Raw genomic sequence first — 19,504 nt, forward strand, 5'->3', positions numbered from 1 at the left:
GCGGCCGGCGCCGGAGGGATACTTTGCATGCGCTCTGACGGTAGTTTTTCCAACGCGGAGCTTTGGGCGGCGATGGAAATGGGGCGACACTTTTTTGCCCGCCGTACCGATAGCCCCTGAAACCTCGAAAATTTTTTTCGCTTGAATCCCCGTGCTAAATCAACACGGTAGGTTTTTGACGGGCTGCGTGTCGGTAGTTCGAGATTTAGAGAGAGGGTTTTCCAACGAAATCAAATGGTTATATACGTAGAAAATAATCGAGTGGGAGTGAGGGAGGCGACGCCATTTGGCGCCGATTACCTTTATGAATGAGGAATTGCGGCAGATTCCGCAGCGAATTTTTAAGCTGGCAATCGCGTCTTTGACGCAAGCAAATACCCATGCGGTTTATGTAGATCCTCGCAATGACCATTGGGATGTATTGTCTATATTAAATTCAGCACACGCAGGGGAGCTTTTCTTAAAAACAATAATAGCGCTTGAACACCCTCTTCTGATATTTAGAGAAATATTTAGTATTGACGATGGTTCTTCGCCGGATATTGATCTTTCTAGCCTTTTGCAGAAAGGCAGGACGCATGATTTTGAGAGACTTCCTCAGGCCCTTTGGGTTTCGACTGGAATTCGATTGCCAAATCCCTCTTGTTACGAAAGATTAAGGCGCGCTCGCAACTCTATCCAGCACTTCTGCGCTCCGAAAGATGTGGAGCTTGGAAGACTCTCCCTGGAGTTTATATATACAATCATAGATCCTTTAATATATCAACAATTAGGTATCTGTGCGATAAATTTTCACGAAAACCCGAGCGTTGGTTATGATTACATTGCGCAAAGACTCATAAGAGAATCTTTTAAATTTTCGATGCCAGATGATTTTGGTATCACAGAGTTTGATTTGGCAGATGAGTTAAAATCTGTGGAGCAAGCTTATAGGTGTTGGTTCGCTGGCGAACTCGAACGTATCGGAAAGACAAACCTGCTCAAATTCTAGCGCGCACCCCCCACTCACCCCACCTTCCTCGTCGGCACGCCCAGGACCGGCCCGGCTTGGGCGAGGCGCTGGTCGAGCGTCACCACCGTCGCGCCGTGGCTTGATGCAGTAGCGAGGTGCAGCGCGTCGCCGGCCCGTAAGCCCAGCGCGTGCTGGTCGACGAACTTCGCCGCCATCCTGAAATGCCCGCCGGTCACCGGCAGCACGGTGAAGCTGTCGGCGGCCAGCCGGTTGAACATCGCCAGCGCCGCCGCCCGCTGATCGAGATCGATCTGTCCGGTCCTGAGCTTGATCGCCAAGGCGGAGGACATCTCGGTGATGGTCCAGTCGCTGATGACAAGCTGCGCCGGGTCCTGCTCTGCCAGCCAGCGCTGAACCCGCGCGGTCGCCGCTTCGTTGGACAGCGCCGCGACGATCAGCGAGGTGTCGAGATAGAGCATCAATAGCGCTCGCCATCCCGCATCATTCGCACCAGTTCGGCAGCGCTCTCGGCGGCCGGCGGCATGGTTGCGGTGAGCGCCTGGAGTGCCGCGAGATCGACCGGTTGGCGCGGCTTGGCCGCAGCCGTGAGCCGGGCCACCGGCTTGCCGCGCCTTGTGATGTCGATGGATTCGCCGGCCTCGACCCGGTCGACAAGCTCGCTCAGGTGCGCCTTGGCATCCGCCAGACTGATCGCGTCCATCCCCGCTCTCCTGACCATGTAGATAGTCATATAGCGCACCCCATGCCATGATTCCAGGGGATGACGCCTGGTGCGACACCACCGGCCGGATTTTGTATTAGGTTTCGCTGCCGCACCCGCTCCGATCCGGAAACGGGATCCGGACCACAATGTCATAGCCCCGCATGCCGGCCTCCTCGTTCCAGTTCCTCCACGCCGCCGATCTGCATCTCGACAGCCCGCTGCGCGGCTTGGCGCGGCGCGGCGAGGCGGCGGGCGCGTTCGTCGAGGCCACGCGGCGGGCGCTGGAGAACCTGGTGGATGCGGCGATCGCCGAGCGTGTCGCCTTCGTCATCATCGCCGGCGATCTCTATGACGGCGACTGGCGCGACTATGCCACCGGCCAGGTGTTCGCGCGGCAGATGGGCCGGTTGGCGCAGGCGGCCATCCGGGTGTTCCTGGTGCGCGGCAATCATGACGCTGAGTCGGTCATCACCCGCCAGCTGCCGCTGCCCGATGCCGTCCACAGCTTCTCGGTGCGCGCGGTCGAGAGCGTCGCGATCGAGAACCTGGGCGTGGTGCTGCACGGGCGCGGCTTCGCCGGCCGCCATGTCGCCGAGAACGTGGCGCGGAGCTATCCGCCGGCCGTGCCCGGCCGCCTCAATATCGGCGTGCTGCACACCTCGCTGACCGGGCGCGACGGCCACGACGTCTATGCCCCCTGCTCGATCGAAGACCTCAAGCAGACCGGCTACGACTACTGGGCGCTCGGCCATGTGCACCAGCGCGAGGTGGTGGCGGCGGATCCGTACATCGTCTTCCCCGGCAATCTGCAGGGCCGCCACGCCCGCGAGACCGGGCCGAAAGGGGCGACGCTGGTGCGCGTCGAGGGCGGGCGCATCCGCGCGGTCGAGGCGCGCACGCTGGATGCGGCGCGCTTCGACCATGCCACGCTCGACCTTGCCGACATCGAGGCGCCGGCCGACCTCGCCCGCGCGGCGCGCAGGGCGATCGCCGCCGCCCGCGAGGCCGCGGACGGACGGCCGCTGGCGCTGCGGCTGACGCTCGCCGGCGAGACGGCGCTGCACGACCATCTCCACGCCCACACCGAGCAGGTGGGCGAGGAGATGCAGGCGCTCGCCTGGGATGCCGGCAGCGACGTGCTGATCGAGAAGGTCTGCCTCGCCACCCGGCCCAGGCGCCGCGGACTGTCGCTGTCGGCGATCGCCGGCTTCGACGAGATCGTCGCCGAGGTCGCCGCCGACCCGGCGTTCCGCGCCGACATTCAGCGCACGCTGGCCGACCTGCGCAGCAAGGCGCCGGCCGAGGCGCTCGACCTTATCGGGCTGGGCGGCGCCGATGGCGAGGCGCTGGCCGAGGCGGCGATCGCGGCCGCCAGGGACGCGGCGATGACGGCGATCGCCGTCGCCGCAGCCGCGCCGGAGCGCGAGGCATGAGGTTCAGCGCGCTGGGGCTCGACCGCTATGGCTGCTTCACCGGGCGGCGGCTCGACTTCGATCCGCGTGCCCGGCTCACCGTCATTGTCGGCGCCAACGAGGCCGGCAAGAGCACGGCGCTGGCCGCGGTGGCCGACGCGCTGTTCGGCATCGAGGAGCGTTCGCGCTTCAGCTTCCTGCACGACTACAAGAGCATGCGGCTGTCGGCGGAGGTGGCCGGCGGCGACGGGCGGACATTGGCGTTCGCACGGCTCAAGCGGCGGGCGGCGACGCTGGTCGATCCGGCGAGCGATGCGCCGCTCGCGGACGACTGCCTCGCCCCCTTCCTCGGCGCGCACGACCGGCGGGCCTTCCTCGAAATCTACGGGCTCGACCAGGCCCGGCTGCGCGAGGGCGGGCGCAAGCTGCTGGCCGGCGGCGGCGACCTCGCCGACACGCTGCTCGCCGCGGCGCCCGGCCTCGGCCGCATCGCCGCGCTGCGCGACCGCCTGCGCGACGGTGCCGCCCAGATCTTCAATCCCGAGCGTCGCAACGCCAACGCCGCGTTCTATCGCGCGCTCGACCGGCGCACCAAGGCACAGCGGCTGATCCGCGATACCGAGCTGCGGGTCGAGGATGCCCGCGCGCTGCGCGAGGGCGCGGACGCTGCAGCCAACGCGCGCGCCGGGGCGGTGGCGGCGGAGATCGAGGCGGCGCTCGCGCTGTCGCGGGCGCAGACGCTGGTCCTCGCGGCGCGGGAGCTGCGCACCATCGATGGCGAGCTTGCCGCCCGCGCCGCGCTCGGGCCGCTGCCGCAGGTGCCCGGCGGGTTCGTGGTGCGGGCCCGCAAGGCCCTCGCGGATCTCGCTTTGGCGCGGGACGCCGAGGCGCGGGCCGGCACTGAGGCGGTGGCGGCGCAGGAAACGCTGGCGGCGATCGCCGTCGACGGCGCCATTCTCGCGCTGGCCGAGCCGGTCGAGGCGCTGGAGGACGAGCGGGCGGCGGTGGAGAAGGAGCTGAAGAGCCTGCCCAACCGCCGCACCGAGGCGACCGAGGCGCGCGCCAAGCTCGAACGCATCGCCAAGGGCCTCGACCTGCCGGACGTCGACGCCTTGCGGGCGCGGATGCCCGGCCCGCCGCTGTTCGCCCGCGCCGAACGGCTGGCCGGCCGCCTTGCCGCCGCCGCGGCGCGCGCCGAGACGCTGGAGAGCGAGCGGGCGAAGCTCGCCCAGCAGCGCCGCAAGGCGGAGGAGGCACGCGCCGGCCTCGGCCATGTCGCCGACCCGACCCCGGTGCGCCGCCGTCTCGACGCGCTGGACGGTGCGGAGGAGCGCGAGCGGGCCCTGCTCACGCTCGACCGCAAGCTCGCCGCCGGCCGGACGGCGCTGGCCGAGCGGACCGTCCGGCTCGGCCTTGCCATTGCCGGGCCCGACGCGCTCGCCACGCTGGCGCTGCCGGCCGCCGCCGCGGCCGAGGCGGCGCTGCGCTGCGTGCGCACGGCGGGCGATACCGTGAGTCGGCAAAATGAAGTCGTTAGCCAACTGTCGGAACAGTTCGCGCTGGCCGAGACCCGGCTCGCGGCGCTGACCGCCGGCCGGCCGGCGCCGACCGACAGCGTGATCGCCGCCGCCCGCCAGGCCCGCAACGACCTGTGGGCGGCGCTGCGGCCGGTGGCGATGGGCGAACGGGCGGCGTCCGAGGCCGATCGCGCCGCCGCGCTGCGGCTGGAGCCGGCGATCGCCGCCGCCGACCGGCTGGCCGACGAGCGCCAGACCGAGACGCAGCGGCTGGCGGAGCTGGCGCAGATCGAGCTGAAGATCGCCGAGATCAAGGCGCAGCTTGCGGCGGCGCGCCTGCGCGCGGCCGAGGCTGCGGCGCAGGCCGAGGCGTCCGCTAAAGCGTGGCAGGCGCTGTGGGCGGCGAGCGGCCTCAATCTGCCGGCGGACGAGACGGCACTCGCCGTGCTGCGCGAGGCCGGTGCCATCCTGGCGGCGCGCGAGGCGCTGGGCCAGGACGCGGCGGCGGGCGAGGCGCAGCGCGAGGCGGTGCGGTTCGAGCGCGCCGAGATCGACCGGCTGCGGCTCGACCTCGGCCTGCCGGCGCTTGGCGCCGCGCCCGCGCGCATGGCCGATCTGCGCGAGGCGGTGGCCGACCTCGAACGCCGTTTCGGGCAGGCGCGCACGCACGAGCGCGAGTTTGCGCTGCTCGACCGGCAGGCGGCGGACATCGGCGAGCGAACCGATGCGCTCGCGGCCGAGATCGCGGCGCTGTCGGCGGAGGCCGCCGAGCTGTTCCCGCACCTGGCGATCCGTCCCGGCGCATCGCACGAGGAAGCACGCGCGGCACTCGATCTGTGGCGCGAGGCGCCGGCCCTCGACGAGGCGCTCCGCACCGCCGAGCACCGGATCGCCGGCATCGAGCGCGACGAGGCCGCCTTCATCGCCCGTCTCGACGAGCTGCGCCGCACGATCGGCGCCGGCGTGCCGGATGGCGATGCCTTCGCCACGGCCCGGCATCTGCGCCACCGCCTCGATCAGGCGCGGCAGGCGCGCTCCAAGGCCGACGCCGCCACCGACATGCTGGCGAAGCGCCAGGAGGCGCTGGCGGCGGCGAGAGCCGGCCTCGCGCGGGCGGACGCCGCACTGGCGGCACTTCTCGCCGCGGCCAAAATCGAGGACGCCGAGGCGCTGGCGCCGCTGCTCGACCGGCTGGATCAGGCCACAGCCATCGACGGGCGGCTTGCCGAGGCACGCGCCCGGCTTGCCGGCCAATGCGAGGGCCGCAGCGAGGACGACGTCCGCGCGGCAATCGCCGGCCAGGATGCCGAGACGCTGGCGCGCGCCGTCGCCGAGGCCAAGGCGGCGCACGATCTGGCCCGCGCCGCGCGCGACCGGGCGATCGAGGCCGACACCGAGGCGCGCACGGCGAAGGAGGCGATGGAGCAGCGCGAGGGTGCCGCCGCGGCCGCCCAGGAGGCGCAGGACGCGGTGGCCGAGATCGCCCAGGCGGTGGAGCGCTTCACCCGTGATCATGTCGCGGCGCGGCTGCTGTCGGCGGCGATGGACCGCTACCGCGCGAAGCATCAGAGCCCGATCGTCGAGCGGGCCTCGCGCCTGTTCGCGACGCTGACCTGCGGCCGCTGGAGCGGCATCGGCATCGACTACGACCAGGATCCGCCCCACCTCGCGACGCTGCGCGACGGCCAGTTGCACAGTGTCGATGCGCTGTCGGAAGGCACGGCCGACCAGCTGTTCCTGGCGCTGCGCATCGCCGCGATCGAGGAGCACGCGCGCCGCGCCGCGCCGCTGCCGTTCATCGCCGACGACATCCTCGTCAGCTTCGACGAGGCGCGCACCGCGAGCGGCCTCAAGGCGCTGGCCGAGCTTGGCGCGCTGACGCAGGTGATCGTCTTCACCCACCACGAGCACGTCGCCACGAGCGCCGAGCGGGTGCTGGCGGACGCGGCGTCGATCATCCGGCTCTGAGCGACAGCCGGGGCTCCGGACCGGCAACCTGGATTCCATCGCTGGCAAGTCGATTTGCAGTCGTGGTCACGCCGTACCGGCGGCCGAAATCCGGGCGCGTCGCACACCCCTTTGTTTCCAAATGCAAACCTGCTATTTGATGCAGCCGCAACCAGTCTGGCCCGGTTCTTGCGGTCGGACTGGTGAGCGCGGCGCAACAAGCCAAAACGGCAGGCACGCTCGTCTAGGGGGGAAACGGCCAATGCGCGCTCACACCGAGACGTTCTATGAGGTTATCCGCCGCCAGGGGATTTCACGACGCTCCTTCGTGAAATTCTGCAGCCTGACGGCGGCCAGCCTCGGGCTGGGCTCGACCGGCGCCGCCAATCTGGCGCAGGCGCTGGAGACCAAGCCGCGCATCCCGGTGATCTGGATGCATGGGCTGGAATGCACCTGCTGCACGGAGAGCTTCATCCGCTCGGCACATCCGCTGGCCAAGGACGTCATCCTGTCGATGATCTCGCTCGACTATGACGACACCATCATGGCCGCCGCCGGCCACCAGGCCGAGGCGATCCTTCAGGAGACCCGGCAGAAGCACAAGGGCGGCTACATCCTCGCCGTCGAGGGCAATCCGCCGCTCAACGAGGACGGCATGTTCTGCATCGACGGCGGCCGGCCGTTCGTCGAGCGCCTCAAGGAGATGGCGTCCGACTCGCTGGCGGTGGTCGCCTGGGGCTCGTGCGCCTCGTGGGGCTGCGTGCAGGCCGCCAAGCCCAACCCGACGCAGGCGGTGCCGATCGACAAGGTGATCCGCGACAAGCCGATCATCAAGGTGCCCGGCTGCCCGCCGATCGCCGAGGTGATGACCGGCGTCATCTCCTATGTGCTGATGTTCGGCACCCTGCCCGAGCTCGACCGCCAGGGGCGGCCGAAGATGTTCTATTCGCAGCGCATCCACGACAAATGCTACCGCCGGCCGCATTTCGACGCCGGCCAGTTCGTCGAGGCGTGGGACGACGAGGGCGCCCGCAAGGGCTATTGCCTCTACAAGATGGGCTGCAAGGGACCGACCACCTACAACGCCTGCTCGACCACGCGGTGGAACGGCGGCGTGTCGTTCCCGATCCAGTCGGGCCACGGCTGCATCGGCTGCTCGGAGGACGGGTTCTGGGACCAGGGCTCGTTCTATGACCGGCTGACCACCATCAACGCCTTCGGCGTCGAGGCCAATGCCGATCAGGTGGGCCTCGCCGCGGCGGGCGTGGTCGGCGCCGGCATCGCCATCCACGCCGGCGTCACCGCCGTGCGTCGCCTGACGTCGAAAGCGGGCCCGGAGAAGCCTCCCGGCAATGGCAATGGCGCGACGGGCGCCTCCAATTCGACCGCCGGCTGACAACAGGGGGCATCGCCATGGGCATCCAGACTCCGAACGGCTTCACGCTCGACAACTCCGGCAAGCGCGTCGTCGTCGATCCGGTCACCCGCATCGAGGGCCATCTGCGCGTCGAGGTGAACGTCGACGACCAGAACGTCATCCGCAACGCGGTCTCCACCGGCACGATGTGGCGCGGCATCGAGGTGATCCTCAAGGGCCGCGACCCGCGCGACGCCTGGGCCTTCACCCAGCGCATCTGCGGCGTGTGCACCGGCACCCACGCGCTGACCTCGGTGCGCGCGGTCGAGAACGCGCTCGGCATCGCGATCCCGGAGAACGCCAACACCATCCGCAACATCATGCAGCTGGCCCTGTATGTGCAGGACCATCTGGTGCACTTCTATCACCTGCACGCGCTCGACTGGGTGGACGTGGTGTCGGCGCTGAAGGCCGATCCCAAGGCGACGTCCGAGCTGGCGCAGTCGATCTCGCCCTGGCCGATGTCCTCGCCCGGCTACTTCAAGGATCTGCAGCTCCGGCTCGCCAAGTTCGTCGAGTCCGGCCAGCTCGGGCCGTTCAAGAACGGCTATTGGGGCCACCCCGCCTACAAGCTGCCGCCGGAAGCGAACCTGATGGCGGTGGCGCACTATCTGGAGGCGCTCGACTTCCAGAAGGAGATCGTCAAGATCCACACCGTCTTCGGCGGCAAGAACCCGCATCCGAACTGGCTGGTCGGCGGCATGCCGTGCTCGATCAATGTCGACGGCGACGGCGCGGTCGGCGCGATCAATATCGAGCGGCTCAATCTCGTCTCGTCGATCATCGACCGTGCGATCGCCTTCATCGACCAGGTCTATCTTCCCGACCTTGCGGCGATCGCCAGCTTCTACAAGGACTGGCTCCACGGTGGCGGGCTGTCGTCGAAGGCGGTGATGTCGTACGGCGACATCCCGGAATACGCCAACGACTATTCCGACAAGAGCCTGCTGCTGCCGCGCGGCGTCATCATCGACGGCAATCTGAAGGAGATCCACCCGGTCGATCTCCACGCGCCCGACCAGATCCAGGAATACGTCGTCCACTCCTGGTACAAGTACCCCGACGAAGCCAAGGGCCTGCATCCCTATGACGGCGTGACCGAGCCGAACTTCGTGCTCGGGCCGAACACCCAGGGCACCCGCACCAACATCGAGGCGATCGACGAGGCGGCGAAATATTCCTGGCTCAAGGCGCCGCGCTGGAAGGGCCACGCCGTCGAGGTCGGGCCGCTCGCCCGCTACATCATCGGCTATGCGCAGGGCAAGCCCGAGTTCAAGGAGCCGGCCGAGAAGCTGCTCACCGATCTCGGCCTGCCGGTCACCGCGCTGTTCTCGACGCTCGGGCGCACCGCGGCGCGCGGCCTGGAGTGCCAGTGGGCGGCGCACAAGCTGCGCCATTTCCAGGACAAGCTGGTCGCCTCGATCAAGGCCGGGCAGCTCGACACCGCCAATGTCCAGAACTGGGATCCGGCAACCTGGCCGAAGGCGGCCAAGGGTGCGGGCTTCACCGAGGCGCCGCGCGGCGCGCTGGCGCACTGGATCCGGATCAAGGACACCAAGATCGACAATTACCAGTGCGTGGTGCCGACCACCTGGAACGGCAGCCCGCGTGATGCGAACGGCAATATCGGCGCCTTCGAGGCGGCGTTGCTCGGCACGCCGATGGCCGATCCCAACCAGCCGCTCGAAATCATCCGCACGCTGCATTCGTTCGATCCCTGCCTCGCCTGTTCCACCCACGTGATGAGCGAGGACGGGCAGGAGATGGCGACGGTCACCGTTCGCTGACGCGCGTCCGACGCGTCGTTGGGAACATGGTCATTGGTGTCGAGGGGAAAACCCATGACGCAAGTCAGCGAGCTTGAGGGTCTTACCGGCAAGGGCGGGCGCGGCAGTGCCACGGTGGCGCGCGTCGGCGCGCTGCAGGGCGCGATCGACAGCCATGGCGAGCGCGCCGCCCGCCGCCAGACGGTCTATGTGTATCAGGCGCCGGTGCGGCTGTGGCACTGGGTGACGGCGCTCTGCATCGTCGTGCTGTGCGTGACCGGCTATCTGATCGGCGCGCCGCTGCCGACGCTGTCCGGCGAGGCGAGCAACCACTATCTGATGGGCTATATCCGCTTCGCCCATTTCGCCGCCGGCTACGTGCTCGCCGTCGGCTTCGTGTTCCGGCTCTACTGGGCCTTCGTCGGCAACCGCTATTCCCGCCAGATCTGGATGATCCCGGTGTGGCGGCGGCTGTGGTGGTGGGGCCTGTTCTACGAGCTGAAGTGGTATCTCTTCCTCGTCCGCGATCCGAAGAAATACATCGGCCACAATCCGCTCGGCCACGCGGCGATGTTCACCTACATGCTCGTGCTGGCCTTCATGATCTGCACCGGCTTCGCGCTCTATTCGCAGGGCGCGGGCGCCGGCAGCTGGCAGGCGGCGATGTTCGGATGGGTGTTCGACATCTGGCCGAACTCGCAGGAGGTCCACACCTGGCACCGCCTCGGCATGTGGTCGATCGTCATCTTCTTCATCGTCCACGTCTACGCCGCGGTGCGCGAGGACATCCTGTCGCGCCAGAGCATGATCTCGTCGATCGTGTCGGGCGAGCGCGTGTTCCGCGACGATTTCCGGGATTGAGCCGTGAGCGAGGCTTCCGCCGTCAAGACACTGGTTCTCGGCATCGGCAACATCCTGTGGGGCGACGAGGCGTTCGGCGTGCGGGCGGTGGAGGCCTTCCACCGCCGCTATGCGGTGGGCGGCGACGTCACGGTGCTCGACGGCGGCACGCAGGGGCTCTACCTCGTCGATGTCGTGCAGGAGGCAGAGCAGCTTCTGGTGTTCGACGCCATCGACTATGGGCTCAAGCCCGGCACGCTGAAGATCGTGCGCGACGGCGACGTGCCGAAATTCACCGGCGCCAAGAAGATGAGCCTGCACCAGACCGGCTTCCAGGAGGTGCTGAGCGCGGTCGACCTGCTCGGCCGCTATCCGCGGCGCCTCGCGCTGGTCGGCTGCCAGCCGCTCGACCTGGAGAACTGGGGCGGGCCGCTCACCGACCCGGTGCGCGAGGCCATCGGCCCGGCGCTGGAGGCCGCGCGCGACATTCTCCTCGGCTGGGGGGTGCCGGTGCGGGCGCGCGAGGAGGGAGCCGCCGTCGACGGCCTCCTCGCCCACGACATCGACATCGCCGCCTTCGAACGCCGCACGGCATGGTGAGAGCAGATGTGTATCGGACTTCCCATGCGGATCGTGCTGGGCGGCGAATTCACCGCCGCCTGCGAACGGCGCGGCGAGACGCAGGCGGTGTCGCTGGCGCTGGTCGGCCCGCAGCAGGTCGGCACCCACGTGCTGGTGCATCTCGGCGCGGCGGTGCGGGTGCTCGGCGCCGAGGAGGCGCAGCGCATCGACGACGCGCTGGATGGCGTTGCGGCAGCGCTGCAGGGGCGCGCCTTCGACCATCTGTTCGCCGACCTGATCGACCGCGAGCCGCAACTGCCAGACTTCCTTGCCGCAGGACGCGGTGGACATTCATCCGGCAAGTGATCATCCTGGGGTGGAAGAGCACTTTCTACCGCGCGATGTTTTTCGCCGACCCTGAACGGGCGCACCAAGACGCCCGCAAAGCGACTCTTCGGGAGGACTGCGATGACGTCCACGCCCCTCGCGGCGTTGGCGACCCGCCATGGGCTGGCGGAGGTCGACAGCCGCAACATTGACGCGTTCCTGGCCGCCGAAGGCGAGCCGCCGCACGCCTTGCTGTTCTTCACCGGCGACCCTTTGGTGCGTCCCGAGGCGGCCGACGTGGCGGTGGCGTTGCCCGAGCTGCTGGCCGTCTTTCGCGGCCGGCTGCGCGCGGCGGTGATCGCGCGCGGCAGCGAAGATGCGCTCAAGGTGCGCTTCCATGTCGCGATGCTGCCGAGCCTCGTGCTGGTGCGCGGCACCGAGACGCTCGGCGTGCTGGCCCGCATCCGCACCTGGCCCGATTATGTCGCGCGCATCTCCGCCTGGCTCGACCCGGCGACGCCGGCAATGGCACGGGCGGCGGGCCCGCGCGTCGCCTTCACCTTTTCCGGGCAGGGGAGCCAGACATGAAGGCCGCGTCGCTTGCCGACCTCGCCGCTCCCAACGGCACCGCGTCCCCGCTCGCCAATGGCGGCAAATTCACGCCGCTGCTGACGGCTGCGAACGGCGAGGGCTTGGCCATGCGATCGCCGCGCATCGCGGCGCTGCTGCCGCTGATGATCGAGGCGCTGGCGACGCAGGATGCGGACCGGCCGGGCCACCTGTTCGATCTCGACGGGCTCGACGCGGCCGAGCTTGAGCTGATCGCAGGGGTGATCGGTGCGGGCGAGGTCTCGGCCACCGTCGCGCTGCCCGATGGCGTCGTCGCCCAGATTCACGAGTCGGTGATGGCCGGCCTGTGGCGGGTGCGCTTCACCGGCGCCGACGGCCGGCTGGTGGCCGACTATCTGGAGGTGGGGGCGATCCCCGAGGCGGTGCGCCGTGCTGCGGCCATGACGCGGCGCGCGTTCAAGATCGGCACCACGCCGGCGGCCTCCCCCACCGCCCTGTCGCTGCTGTCCGAGATCGCCCAGCGCGCGGCGCAGCACGCGGCAAGCCAGAGCATGGCGCAGCGCCCGGGCCTGCCCGGCCACACCATCACCTTGTCGCTGCTGCCGGTCTCGGACGCCGACATGGCCTTCCTGCACCAGACGCTCGGCGACGGGCCGGTGCAGATCGTCTCGCGCGGCCACGGCAGTTGCCGGGTTCTCGCCACCGCCACCCGCCACGTGTGGTCGGTGCAGTATTTCAACGCCTCCGGCGACCTCGTGCTCGATTCGCTGGAGATCGGCGACGTGCCGCCGGCCGCCTGCGCCGCCACCGAGGATTTCCGCGATTCGGCCGAGCGGCTGCGGCAGATCGAACAGGCCTATTTCACATGAGCGCCGCGGCCATCGGCGAACGGCTTGCTTCGATCTATCGCGCCATCGCCGAAGGCGCGATGCGCGGCATGCCGATCTGCAATCGCGATCTCGAGGTGCAGGCGGTGGGATTTCGCGACCATGCCGGCCACGCGATCGGCGTCGTCGTCACGCCCTGGTTCATGAATATCGTGCTGGCCGAGGTCGAAGGCGGACCGGCGCTGCCGCCGGCCCGCTTCGGCGACAGCCGCGCGGTCTCGCTTCCGGCCGGACGCATCGAGGTCACCGTCGGCGAGCTGGACGGCATCGGCCGGCTCGATGCCGCCTCGCTGTTCTCGCCGATGTTCGGCTTCGCCGATCCTGCGGCGACGCACCAGACCGCGACGGCTGCCATGGCGGCGCTGTTCAAGCCGGACGGATACGATGTGCCGCCGCCGGCGCGCGACCGCCGCGCGCTGCTGTTCGGCCGCGGGAGCAGCGCGCCATGACCCCGCTGCTCGACGGACATGTGCGGATCGCGGCGATTATCGCCGATGGCGCCGTCCTCGATGCCACGGTCGCCTGCCACCGGCCGCGCGGCGTCGGCGCGGCGCTGACCCCCCCGCCGGCCGCCGAGATCCCGGCCATCGCCGGGCGGCTGTTCGCGCTGTGCAGCGTCTCGCAATCGGCCGCGGCGCGCGCAGCCTTGGCGGCGGCGGGCGCGGCGGTGGAAACCGGTGATCCGGCCGAGACCCATGCCGCGCTGGCGGCCGAGCGCCTTGCCGAGCATCTGCGCGCCACCGTGCTGGGTCTCGGCGGCGCGGTGCCGCCGACGCGGGAGGAGGCCGCGGCCGTGCGCACGGTGCTGGCCCGCCCCGAACAGCCGGCGCGCGAGGCGCTCGAACGTCTCGGCCTCGGGCCGGACGCGCCACCGTTTGGACCGCAGGCCGGTGCTCCCGCCCAAAGCTGGGCCGCTCGCCTGATGGCGTTTGCCGCCGCCCTCGATGCCGGGCCGCTCGATGCGAGTCCTGGTGTCGTCGATGCGCTGACGGCCGCCGACGACGCGGCGGTGGCTGCCGCTCTGCTGGAGGCGGGCGACGCCTTCGCGGGCGAGCCGCATCTGCCGGGCCGGCGGCCGGAAGCCGGCCCGCTGGCACGCGCCGCCTGCCACCGGGACGCGACAGGCGGCGCGGCCCGCCTCGCCGCGCGATTTGCCGAGATCGCCGAGGTGGCGCGTGGCGGCACCGTCGCCGCCGGCCGATCCTGGATTCGCGCCGAGCAGCTTGCGCCCGGACTCGGTTTTGCGGCCGTCGAGAGCCCGCGCGGCCGGCTCCACCATGTGGCCGAGCTCGACCGGCAGGGGCGCGTCAAGCGCTATCTCATCCTCGCGCCGACCGAATGGAACTTCGCGCCGGAGGGCCCGTTCGCCCAGGCGCTGCGGCGGCTGCGCACGCCTGAGGATGCGGCGGCTGCCCGCGCCATCGAGGCGCTCGCCGCGCTGTTCGATCCGTGCGTCGCCTGCCGGGTTTCGGTCTCTCCCGCGCCGCCCGCCGAGATGGCCCAGGAGCTCATCCATGCATGAGATGGCCCTCACCGAGAGCGTGGTCGCGCTGGTGGAGGAGGCCGCCCGCAGCGAGGGCTTCTCGCGCACCAAGGCGATCGTGCTGGAGATCGGCCTGCTCGGCCATGTCGAGCCCGAGGCGATGCAGTTCTGCTTCGAGGCGGTCAGCCGCGGCACCATCGCCGAAGGGGCGCGGCTCGACATCATCCGCGTGGCCGGACAGGGCTGGTGCCTCGACTGCGGCAAGAGCGTGCCGCTCGCCGAGCGGTTCGGCGCCTGCCCCGAATGCGGGCGGCATCATGTGCAGATGACGGCGGGCGACGAGCTGCGCGTCAAGGAGCTGGAGGTCGAGTGATGTGCAAGGTCTGCGGCTGCGGCACGGCATCCATCGAAGGCAAGGAACCGGCGGCGCACGCTCCCAGCCAAGCGCATGCGCACACCCACGCGGACGGCACCCGCCACAGCCATGCGCACAGCCACAGCCATTCGCACGATCACGCGCACGATCATGAGCATGATCACGACCATCTGCATGATCACGACCACGTGCATCATCACGATCATGCGGAGGGCACGCACGACTACGGCGCCGGCCTTGCCGGCGTGCACGTGCCGGGGATGAGCCAGGAGCGCATCGTCCGCATCGAGCGCGACATCCTGGCCAAGAACAACGCCTATGCGCGCGCCAACCGGGCGCGGCTCGCCGCCCGCGGCGTCTTCGCGCTCAATCTCGTCTCGAGCCCCGGCTCCGGCAAGACGACGCTGCTGGAGCGCATCATCGCCGAGCTGTCGGGCCGGGTTCCGGTTGCCGTCATCGAGGGCGACCAGCAGACCGCCAATGACGCCCAGCGCATCCGCGCCACCGGTGCCCCCGCCATCCAGATCAACACCGGCAAGGGCTGCCACCTCGACGCCCACATGGTCGGGCATGCACTTGACGACTTGGCGCTGGACGATCTGGCGCTGGACGATCTGGCGCTCGACGGCCCGCCGCTCCGGGCCGGCGGCGTGCTGTTCATCGAGAATGTCGGCAATCTGGTATGCCCGGCGGCGTTCGATCTCGGCGAGGCGCACAAGGTGGTGGTGCTGTCGGTGACCGAAGGCGAGGACAAGCCGCTCAAATATCCCGACATGTTCGCGGCCGCCGACGTGATGCTGCTCAACAAGTCGGACCTGCTGCCCCATGTCGAGTTCGACGTCGCGGCCTGCATCGCCAATGCGCTCCGGGTCAATCCGCGCCTGAAGACGCTGGTGGTCTCGGCCCGCACCGGCGAGGGGCTGGCGGCGTTCATTGCCTTCATCGAGGCCGGCGTCGCCATGGCGCGGGCCGGCGCCAACGCAGCGGCAGGATGACCATGCTGAGCTCGCCGCACACTCCCAGGGAGCCGGTGTCGCGTGAGGCGATCCGCCTGCGCGGCATCGTGCAGGGCGTCGGCATGCGGCCGTTCGTGTTCGCACTGGCCGAGCGCTTCAAGCTCGCCGGCTTCGTGCGCAACGACGCGAGCGGCGTGTCGATCGAGGTCGAGGGCAATGCGCTCGACGCCTTCGCCGCGGCGCTCCGGGCGGAGGCGCCGCCGCTTGCGCGCATCGACGCGCTGGAGCGCACGCCCATCCCGCCGCGCGGCGCGCAGGGCTTCGGCATCGCCCGCAGCGGCGAGGGCCTGGCCGCCACCGGCATTCCGGCGGATGCGGCCGTCTGCGACGCCTGCCTCGACGAGCTGTTCGATCCGAACAGCCGCTTCCATCTCCACCCGTTCGTGACCTGCACCCAGTGCGGTCCGCGCTACACCATCACCCGCCACGTGCCGTATGACCGCGCCAACACCTCGATGGCCGGCTTCGCGATGTGCCCGGCGTGCGCGCACGCCTATCGCGATCCGCGCGACCGGCGCTTCCACGCCGAGACCATCGCCTGCCCGGATTGCGGCCCCAGCCTCAGCCACGCCATCCCCGACATCGCCGCGGCGCTCAGGGCCGGGCGCATCGTCGCGCTGAAGGGCATCGGCGGCTTTCACCTGATGTGCGACGCGACGAACGAAGGAGCGGTCTCCGAGCTTCGCCGCCGCAAGGCGCGCGACGCCAAGCCGTTCGCGGTGATGGTGGCGAACGTGCCCTCGCTCGATCTGTTCGCGCAGGTCGATGCACCCCACCGCGCCCTCATCGCCACGCCGGCGCGACCGATCGTGCTGATGGCCAGTCGCCCGGGCACGCTCGCGCCCTCGGTGGCGCCGCGCCTGTCGCAGGTCGGCCTCGTTTTGCCCTATGCGCCGGTGCATCACCTGCTGTTCCATGCGCTGGCCGGCCTGCCGGCGGACAGCGCGTGGCGCGAGGCGCCGCAGCCCTTCGCGCTGGTCGCCACCAGCGCCAATCCCGGCGACGAGCCGCTGGTGGTCGATGACGAGGACGCGCAGCGGCGGCTTGCCGCCATCGCCGACCTGATCGTCACCCACGACCGGCCGATCCTGGTGCGCGCCGACGATTCGGTGATGTCGATCATCGACGGCGCCCCGGCCTTTCTGCGCCGGGCGCGCGGCTTCGTGCCCGAGCCGATCGATCTCGGGACGGACGGGCCCTGCGTGCTCGGCGTCGGCTGTCACCTCAAGGCGACGGTGACGCTGACGCGCGGGCGCGAGGCATTCGTCTCCCAGCATGTCGGCGACCTCGACACCGCCGAGACGCTGCGCTTCCACCGCGAGACCATCGCCCATCTCATGGCGGTGCTCGACGTCCGGCCGGACCTCGTCGGCTGCGATCTTCACCCCGACTGCGCCTCGACGCGCTTTGCCGAGACGCTGGGGCGGCCCTTGGCGCGGGTGCAGCACCACGCCGCCCATATCGCGGCGATCGGCGCCGAGCACGGCCGGCGCGGGCCGCTGCTCGGGGCGGCGCTCGACGGCTACGGCTTCGGCGACGACGGCGGCAATTGGGGCGGCGAGCTGATGGTGGTCGAAGGCCCGTCGTGGCGGCGCCTCGGCCATCTGGCACCGCTGGCGCTGCCCGGCGGCGACCGCGCCGCGCGCGAGCCCTGGCGCATGGCGGTGGCGGCCCTCCACGCCACCGGCCGGCTCGACGAGGCGGTGTCGCGGTTTTCGCATATTCCGCTGGCGGCGGCGCTCGCCACCCGCGTCGCGGAGGCACCGACCACCACCAGCCTGGGGCGGCTGTTCGATGCGGCCGCCGGCCTGCTCGGCCTGCGCACCCACCAGGAGCACGAGGGACAGGCGGCGATGGAGCTGGAGGCGCTGGTCCAAACACCCCACGCCCTCGACGGCGGATTCACGCTCGCGGACGGCATCGTGGGTTTCCGGCCGCTGCTCGCCGTGCTGGCCGCGAACAGCGACGATTCCCGCACCGGCGCCGAGCTGTTCCACGGCACGCTGGTCGCCGGGCTCGCGGCCTGGATCGCTGCTGCGGCGGCGCGCCACGGCCACACCGAGATTGCGCTCGGCGGCGGCTGCCTCGTCAACCGCGTGCTGGCGGACGGGCTGGCCGGCGCGCTGCGCGCGCGCGGGCTCAAGCCGCTGCTGGCGCGCACGGTGCCCTGCAATGACGGCGGCCTGTCGCTCGGCCAGGCGGCGGTGGCGCGCGCGGTCGTGGCGCCGGTTTAGAGCGTGATCCGATCTGACTGCATCAGATCGGACGCTCTAAGTTTCTGGTTTGTCGCATTTTCTTTCGCACAACCGGTATCCACTTGTGCGGAAAATGCTCTAGGAGATCAGCCATGTGCCTTGCCGTTCCCGCCGAGGTGACCGAGCTCTTGGCCGACGGCATGGCCAAGGTGAGCCTCGACGGCGTGACCAAGACGATCTCGGTGGCGCTGCTCGACGAGGTCGCGGTCGGCGACTTCGTCATCCTGCATGTCGGCCACGCGCTGGCGCGGATCGATGCGGCCGAGGCTCGCCGCACGCTGGCGCTGCTCGCGGAGATCGGCCCATGAAATATGTCGACGAGTACCGCGACGGCGCGCTGGCCCGGACGGTCGCCGCGGCCATCCGCGCCGAGGCCGATGGGGCGCGGAGCTATCGCTTCATGGAGTTCTGCGGCGGCCACACCCACGCCATTGCCCGCTACGGGCTGGAGGACCTGCTGCCGGCGAATGTGCGGATGATCCACGGCCCCGGCTGCCCGGTGTGCGTGCTGCCCATCGGCCGCGTCGATGCCGCCGTCCGTCTCGCGTCGCAGCCGGGCGTCACGCTCGCCACCTATGGCGACCTGATGCGGGTGCCGGGCTCGAAGGGCGTGAGCCTGCAGAAGGCCAAGGCGGCGGGCGCCGACATCCGCATGGTCTATTCGACGCTCGACGCGCTGCGGATCGCCGAGGCGGAGCCCGGCCGCGAGGTGGTGTTCTTCGCCATCGGCTTCGAGACCACCACGCCGCCGACCGCGGTGGCGCTGCGGATGGCCGAGGCGCGAGGGCTCGCCAACTTCTCTGTCTTCTGCAACCACGTGGTGACGCCGGCGGCGATGCGGGCGATCCTGACCGCCAGCGGCGGCGTGCCGCTCGACGGCTTCGTCGGGCCGGCGCACGTCTCCACCGTCATCGGCACCGCACCCTATGCCTTCTGCGCAACCGAGTTCGCCAAGCCGGTGGTGATCGCCGGCTTCGAGCCGCTCGACGTGATGCAGTCGGTGCTGATGCTGGTGCGGCAGGTGAATGCGGGCCGCTGCGCGGTCGAGAACCAGTACGTCCGCGCCGTCACGCCCGCGGGCAACCGCAAGGCCCAGGACCTGGTCGCCGAGCTGTTCGAATTGCGCGAGGCGTTCGAGTGGCGCGGGCTCGGCCTGCTGCCCAATAGCGCGCTGAAGCTGCGCCCGGCCTTTGCGCGCTTCGATGCCGAGGCGCGCTTCGCGGTCGAGACCGTTGCCGCCGCCGACAACCCAGCCTGCGACTGCGGCGCCATCCTGCGCGGCATGAAGCGGCCGCCCGACTGCCGCCTGTTCGGACGCGCCTGCACGCCGGAGAATCCGATCGGTGCCTGCATGGTGTCGTCGGAGGGCGCCTGCGCCGCGCACTGGACCTATGGCCGCTTCCGCGAGCCGGTGCGCGCGGTGCCAATCGAGAGAGTGCTGCCATGACCTTCGC

General features: G+C 69.9%; 19 protein-coding genes. 17 read left to right on the forward strand and 2 right to left on the reverse strand.

Translation table 11 applies throughout. The features are described from left to right. Positions 1–286: 286 nt before the first annotated feature. Positions 287–991, forward strand: coding sequence for a hypothetical protein (locus F1193_RS08785; RefSeq protein ID WP_246164231.1), 705 nt, complete (start codon positions 287–289; stop codon positions 989–991). 14 nt (positions 992–1,005) lie between these two features. Here F1193_RS08785 and F1193_RS08790 read toward each other — a convergent pair whose 3' ends face one another. Next, positions 1,006–1,431 (reverse strand): type II toxin-antitoxin system VapC family toxin, encoded by a 426-nt coding sequence (locus F1193_RS08790; RefSeq protein ID WP_150097302.1) that lies wholly within the window; start codon positions 1,429–1,431, stop codon positions 1,006–1,008. After that, a complete protein-coding gene (locus tag F1193_RS08795; RefSeq protein WP_150097303.1) occupies positions 1,431–1,673 on the reverse strand; it encodes a type II toxin-antitoxin system Phd/YefM family antitoxin in 243 nt (80 codons plus the stop codon). The genes F1193_RS08790 and F1193_RS08795 overlap by 1 nt, the downstream gene beginning before the upstream one ends. A gap of 164 nt (positions 1,674–1,837) precedes the next feature. Between F1193_RS08795 and F1193_RS08800 the strand changes: the two genes are divergently transcribed. The 16 genes from F1193_RS08800 to hypD all read left to right on the forward strand — a co-directional run bounded on the left by F1193_RS08800 (position 1,838) and on the right by hypD (position 19,497). Further along, on the forward strand, positions 1,838–3,109 hold the full coding sequence (locus F1193_RS08800; RefSeq protein WP_150097304.1) for a metallophosphoesterase family protein: 1,272 nt from the start codon (positions 1,838–1,840) through the stop codon (positions 3,107–3,109). Next, a complete protein-coding gene (locus tag F1193_RS08805) occupies positions 3,106–6,573 on the forward strand; it encodes an ATP-binding protein (RefSeq protein ID WP_150097305.1) in 3,468 nt (1,155 codons plus the stop codon). The genes F1193_RS08800 and F1193_RS08805 overlap by 4 nt, the downstream gene beginning before the upstream one ends. A 241-nt stretch (positions 6,574–6,814) precedes the next feature. After that, positions 6,815–7,948, forward strand: coding sequence for a hydrogenase small subunit (locus tag F1193_RS08810; RefSeq protein ID WP_150097306.1), 1,134 nt, complete (start codon positions 6,815–6,817; stop codon positions 7,946–7,948). A gap of 17 nt (positions 7,949–7,965) precedes the next feature. Continuing rightward, on the forward strand, positions 7,966–9,756 hold the full coding sequence (locus F1193_RS08815; RefSeq protein WP_150097307.1) for a nickel-dependent hydrogenase large subunit: 1,791 nt from the start codon (positions 7,966–7,968) through the stop codon (positions 9,754–9,756). A 54-nt stretch (positions 9,757–9,810) separates the two neighbouring features. Then, complete coding sequence (gene cybH / locus F1193_RS08820) at positions 9,811–10,596, forward strand: Ni/Fe-hydrogenase, b-type cytochrome subunit (RefSeq protein ID WP_150097308.1); 786 nt, start codon at positions 9,811–9,813, stop codon at positions 10,594–10,596. Between the two features lie 3 nt (positions 10,597–10,599). Further along, complete coding sequence (locus F1193_RS08825) at positions 10,600–11,175, forward strand: HyaD/HybD family hydrogenase maturation endopeptidase (RefSeq protein WP_150097309.1); 576 nt, start codon at positions 10,600–10,602, stop codon at positions 11,173–11,175. Between the two features lie 6 nt (positions 11,176–11,181). Further along, positions 11,182–11,502: a HypC/HybG/HupF family hydrogenase formation chaperone gene (hypC, locus tag F1193_RS08830; protein WP_150097310.1), complete on the forward strand. Its 321-nt coding sequence runs from the start codon at positions 11,182–11,184 to the stop codon at positions 11,500–11,502. Between the two features lie 102 nt (positions 11,503–11,604). Beyond that, positions 11,605–12,051: a thioredoxin domain-containing protein gene (locus F1193_RS08835; RefSeq protein WP_150097311.1), complete on the forward strand. Its 447-nt coding sequence runs from the start codon at positions 11,605–11,607 to the stop codon at positions 12,049–12,051. Beyond that, a complete protein-coding gene (locus F1193_RS08840) occupies positions 12,048–12,902 on the forward strand; it encodes a hydrogenase expression/formation protein (RefSeq protein WP_150097312.1) in 855 nt (284 codons plus the stop codon). Before F1193_RS08835 ends, F1193_RS08840 begins: the two co-directional genes overlap by 4 nt. Next, the gene (gene hybE / locus F1193_RS08845) at positions 12,899–13,369 is read left to right on the forward strand and encodes a [NiFe]-hydrogenase assembly chaperone HybE (RefSeq protein ID WP_150097313.1); all 471 of its coding nucleotides are present in this window, start codon (positions 12,899–12,901) and stop codon (positions 13,367–13,369) included. The genes F1193_RS08840 and hybE overlap by 4 nt, the downstream gene beginning before the upstream one ends. Then, entirely contained in the window at positions 13,366–14,442 is a 1,077-nt protein-coding gene (locus tag F1193_RS08850; RefSeq protein ID WP_150097314.1) for a nickel-dependent hydrogenase large subunit, read from the forward strand. Before hybE ends, F1193_RS08850 begins: the two co-directional genes overlap by 4 nt. Then, positions 14,435–14,776 (forward strand): hydrogenase maturation nickel metallochaperone HypA, encoded by a 342-nt coding sequence (gene hypA / locus F1193_RS08855; RefSeq protein ID WP_150097315.1) that lies wholly within the window; start codon positions 14,435–14,437, stop codon positions 14,774–14,776. Before F1193_RS08850 ends, hypA begins: the two co-directional genes overlap by 8 nt. Continuing rightward, on the forward strand, positions 14,776–15,774 hold the full coding sequence (gene hypB / locus F1193_RS08860) for a hydrogenase nickel incorporation protein HypB (RefSeq protein WP_150097316.1): 999 nt from the start codon (positions 14,776–14,778) through the stop codon (positions 15,772–15,774). Before hypA ends, hypB begins: the two co-directional genes overlap by 1 nt. A gap of 2 nt (positions 15,775–15,776) precedes the next feature. Further along, a complete protein-coding gene (hypF, locus tag F1193_RS08865) occupies positions 15,777–18,029 on the forward strand; it encodes a carbamoyltransferase HypF (protein ID WP_150097342.1) in 2,253 nt (750 codons plus the stop codon). A gap of 113 nt (positions 18,030–18,142) precedes the next feature. Beyond that, positions 18,143–18,358 (forward strand): HypC/HybG/HupF family hydrogenase formation chaperone, encoded by a 216-nt coding sequence (locus F1193_RS08870; protein WP_150097317.1) that lies wholly within the window; start codon positions 18,143–18,145, stop codon positions 18,356–18,358. Next, on the forward strand, positions 18,355–19,497 hold the full coding sequence (gene hypD, locus F1193_RS08875) for a hydrogenase formation protein HypD (protein ID WP_150097318.1): 1,143 nt from the start codon (positions 18,355–18,357) through the stop codon (positions 19,495–19,497). Before F1193_RS08870 ends, hypD begins: the two co-directional genes overlap by 4 nt. Positions 19,498–19,504 lie beyond the last annotated feature (7 nt).

The organism is Blastochloris sulfoviridis, from assembly GCF_008630065.1.
Taxonomy (GTDB): domain Bacteria; phylum Pseudomonadota; class Alphaproteobacteria; order Rhizobiales; family Xanthobacteraceae; genus Blastochloris; species Blastochloris sulfoviridis.